The sequence below is a fragment of the Pantoea sp. R102 genome, assembly GCF_004916815.1.
GTDB lineage: Bacteria > Pseudomonadota > Gammaproteobacteria > Enterobacterales > Enterobacteriaceae > Pantoea > Pantoea dispersa.
Genome location: NZ_SDFT01000286.1, coordinates 1 through 4217 on the forward strand (window position 1 = coordinate 1; position 4217 = coordinate 4217).

Here is a 4217-nt window from a genome sequence, read left to right on the forward strand (position 1 = left end):
GTTGTTTGAGCTGTACAGTGCGGCGGACAGCGCTTACTGGATCGTGGAGCATGAGGGTCAGGTGGTCGGCGGCGGCGGCGTGGCACCGCTCGCCTGTAGCGCACCGGATATCTGTGAGTTGCAGAAGATGTATTTCCTGCCGTCGGTGCGCGGGCTGGGTTTAGCGCGCGAACTGGCGCTGCGCGCAATGGATTTTGCCCGCCAGCGCGGGTTCCGGCGCTGCTACCTGGAGACCACCGGCAGCCTGACGCGCGCCATCAAGCTCTATCAGTCGCTGGGCTTTGAACAGATTGCGGACGCGATGGGCTGTACCGGCCACGTGGATTGCGAAGTGAGAATGCTGCGGGTGTTGTGAGGGAAAAACCACTTACTTCTCTACCGCAACGCCCTGCGCCAGCTGACCAATCAACGCCCCCAGCGTCTCTACCGCCGCCTCGGCGCGTGCATCCCATGGCCAGGCGGTGTTGAAACGGAAGCAGTGGCTGAAACTCTCGCTGCTGGAAAACAGCTGGCCCGGCGCAATACTGATGCCCTGCTGCAGCGCCAGATGATACAGCTGCGTAGCGTTGATCTGCTCCGGCAAGGTAATCCACAAAAAGTAGCCACCGGGCGTATCGCTGATGTGCGCCTCGGCGGGCAGCACGCGGCGCAGCGCCTGCTGTGCCAGCTGTTTGCGCTTCGCCAGCGTCTGTCTTAGCTTTTTCAAATGCGTGTCATAACTGCGGGTACTGAGAAAATCCGCCAGCGCCAGCTGCATCGGCGCGCTGGTCGAGAGCGTACTCATCATCTGAATGCGCTGCACGCGCTGCGCATAGCGCCCCGCCGCGACCCAGCCCACGCGAAATCCCGCCACCAGATTTTTCGAAAAGCTGCCGCAGTGCAGCACGTAACCCTCGCGGTCGAACGCTCTGGCCGGCAACGGCTTATCGTGGCCGTGATACAGGTCGCTATAAACGTCATCCTCTATCATCGCCACCTGATAACGCGTCAGCAGCGCCACCAGCTGCTGTTTGCGCTCGGCGCTGAGCGTAAAGCCGAGCGGATTCTGCCGGTTGGTCATCAGCCAGCAGGCTTTCACCGGCCAGCGCTGCAGCGCCTGCTCCAGCTCATCCAGATCGATGCCCTGCTCCACATCGCTGGCGATAGCAATCGCGTTCAGCTTGAGCCGTTCAATCGCCTGCAACGCGCCATAGAAGGAAGGGTTCTCGATCACCACCCAGTCGCCCGGTTCGGTCACCGCCTGCAGGCTGAGGTTAAGCGCTTCCATCGCACCGTTGGTAATAACGATGTCATCCGGCGACAGCGTAATGCCCTGCTGCGCATAACGCTGGGCGAGGATTTTTCGCAGCGCTTCATTACCGGGCGGCAGATTATTCAGGGCATCGGTGGGTTTGAGATTGTGCGAGACCTTCACCAGCGAGCGCATCAGCTGGCGCTGGGGAAACAGTTCCGGATCGGGGAAAGCAGAACCAAACGGCATGATGGCCGGATCGCGCGTCGCCTGCAGCACATCAAACACGAAGCTGTTGGTATCGGCCTGATCGGTTTTAGCAATCGCCTGGGTTGGCAAACGCGGACGGCTCTCCGCCGCACGCGGCGCCACGTAGTAGCCCGACTGCGGCTTCGACACAATCCAGCCCTGGCTCTCCAGCACTTCGTAAGCGTGCATCACCGTCATCAGGCTTAACCCGCTCTGTTCCGCCTGCTGGCGCAGCGACGGCAGCTTTTCACCCGGCGGCCAGATGCGTGCTTCGATTTGCGTACGTAGCTGATCTACCAGCTGCTGGTATTTGGCCATGGCTCCATTCCCTGCGACCTGCGTGCGCGCCAGTATAGCCTGCCAGCCATTGCTGCGGCTAAAAATCCGTGTCCTTTTCCCCGCGCGCCGCCAGTTTTCCTTCAAGACCGTTCTCGTTGGGAGAATTATCCGATCAACTAATAATCGCCGCCTGTCGTTAGATTTGGACAGTTTCACCAGGACGTTAACTATTAAGCAGGAATAATCATGAGCACAGCACTCACCAACGCAAAACAACTCTGGACCACCGATCCGCAACGCACCTTTAGCGGCTCCGCGCCATCAGAAGCCGGCGGCATCATGGAAATTGTGATGGACAGTACCGTCTATACCGTCTCCATTGCCGCTAATGGCAGCTGGAGCTGGCAGCCGCCGTTTCCGCTGACTGAAGGCCCGCACAACCTTTCCGTGCGTACCATTGACCGCGCCGGCAACGTCGGTGCGCCATCGCTGTTTATCGTAAACGTCGACCTTTCCGCACCGGACCAGCCGCTGATTATTGGTGCAGGGGATGATTTCGGCGATAAAACCGGTCTGGTCAGCTCCGGCCAGCAGACCGATGATCGTACGCCAACCCTGAAAGGCGTGGCCGAGCCGGACAGCATCGTTCGCCTGTACAACAAGCAGGACCAGCTGATTGGCAGTGTTAAAGCCAGCAGCAATGGCTACTGGGAAATTACCCCAACGCTGGCTGACGGTGAGCATTCGTTGTATGTGACGGCTACCGATGGGCGTGGCTACGAGAGCGAGGCGTCAAATAAATTTATTCTTAACATTGCCGATGAGTACCGAGCTCCAGATAAAGTTGAAATTATTCAGGCTGTGGATGATGCAGGTAATTCAAAAGGGGAGCTTAAATCTGGCGATGTGACCGACGATACAACTCCAATATTACGCGGTACCGGAATACCCGGCGCGATTATTGAGATTCAGTACCGCACATCTGGTGGGAATTGGAAAGCAGCGGGTAACGCCACAGTTGACGCCAACGGTCAATGGCAGATTGAATCTCCACAGTTAGAAAGCAATATAACCATATCCTATCAAGCGCGCGAGATTAATAGTATCGAACACGGTGAATGGTCTGAAGTTTTCACGTTAAACATTCAACCTGAAGTACCGGTAATTGTGGGTGCACTTGATGATTTATCCCCCTCTGGCGGTCTGATACAACACGGTGGTTTTACAGATGATTTAACGCCGATATTGAAAGGTACGGGTTCACCGGGACAAATTATTACTATTGAGTATGGCCAGTTTGGTGATCCATGGATAGCAGGCGGCACAGCGGTTGTAGATAAAGATGGTAACTGGTCATGGCAATCGCCAAAACTGAAAGAACAGACAGGCTGGGAGTTTCGCGCCAGTAACGCAAATCAACCTGGCACAACAAAATGGAGTAATACTCTTTCAATTAACGTAACAGCGTCCGGAAAAGAATCACCAGGCTATTTATGGGATTTTAATGATGGAACATTGCAAGGATGGAAAGCTGCGGGTAGGTATAGCCAATCAGGAGAGCTGACAGTAAAAAAATGGAGTGGCAACGCAACAAATCAGTTGGGTAGTATGACGAATGGTATCCACAACGAATACAATGGAGAAGTCGCTTACCGTACTATCATTGTGGAAAAAGGGAAAACTTATGAGGTTTCTTTTGATGCCCTTCAACATACATCAGGAGGTAATTACAAATCAAAACTGGGAATGAGCATTGATGGAAAATCGGTCATTCCGGAAACACTTCAAAAAACAAGCTGGACACATTACACAGGCTATTACACGGCAACCGAAACAACAAAAGTCAAGGTGGCTATTACCAATGGTACCGCGAGTACAAATGGTAACGATTTCGCGATAGACAACATCGGCATTAAACCTGTCGAAGGAAAAACAGACAATCACCTTACTGATATGAAAACCAGTAACGAGGTAATTAGCCTGGGTGATGAACAAAGTAGTTTCGATTTAGCTAACCTGCTGACAGAAAAAGGTACAGTTAATACCATTAACATGTCTGACAAAATCGATAACGATTTGCTGGTCGATGTAAAAACTATTCTTCAGCATGGCGAGATGAATTTATTTATAGAAAACGGTAATACCCAGATGAAAGTCAATGGTGATATCGGAGATGTCGTTAAGCTAAAAGATCTAATGCCCGATGCACAAGATAGCGTTAGCTGGATACAACAAAATGGTAACGTCACCATTGCTGGCGTTCATTACAGCGTCTATAACCACGGCGATGCTGAACTGCTGGTGCAGGAAGGGGTGAAAGTCGAGCTGGTGTAAGTTTTTTCTCCTTCTTTTTAGGTGAGCTTGAGGTAAAAGCCGTGGCAGGGATGCTGCGGCTTTTTGTTGGTTTGGGTGCGGTCTGGCCCTCACCCCGGCCCTCTCCCGCTCGCGGGAGAGGGAG

The 4217-nt window shown here is 53.6% G+C and carries 3 protein-coding genes; 2 read left to right on the forward strand and 1 reads right to left on the reverse strand.

What is annotated here, in order from left to right; translation table 11 throughout:
- On the forward strand, positions 1-355 hold a 355-nt coding region (locus tag ERD80_RS21780), incomplete at its 5' end, for a GNAT family N-acetyltransferase (RefSeq protein WP_136548514.1).
- Positions 356-367: 12 nt separating this feature from the next.
- Here the strand turns inward: ERD80_RS21780 and ERD80_RS21785 are convergent.
- Positions 368-1798 carry a PLP-dependent aminotransferase family protein gene (locus ERD80_RS21785; protein ID WP_058757217.1) on the reverse strand — a complete coding sequence of 477 codons (1431 nt, stop codon included), beginning with the start codon at positions 1796-1798 and terminating at the stop codon, positions 368-370.
- 207 nt (positions 1799-2005) lie between these two features.
- Here ERD80_RS21785 and ERD80_RS21790 point away from each other — a divergent pair, with 207 nt between their 5' ends.
- A complete protein-coding gene (locus ERD80_RS21790; RefSeq protein WP_136548516.1) occupies positions 2006-4093 on the forward strand; it encodes an Ig-like domain-containing protein in 2088 nt (695 codons plus the stop codon).
- Positions 4094-4217: the final 124 nt, after the last annotated feature.

Bases quoted from the DNA above. Each gene is read 5' to 3' on its own strand.
- ERD80_RS21785 (WP_058757217.1), bottom strand. From the start codon at position 1,798: ATGGCCAAATACCAGCAGCTGGTAGATCAGCTACGTACGCAAATCGAA.
- ERD80_RS21790 (WP_136548516.1), top strand. From the start codon at position 2,006: ATGAGCACAGCACTCACCAACGCAAAACAACTCTGGACCACCGATCCG.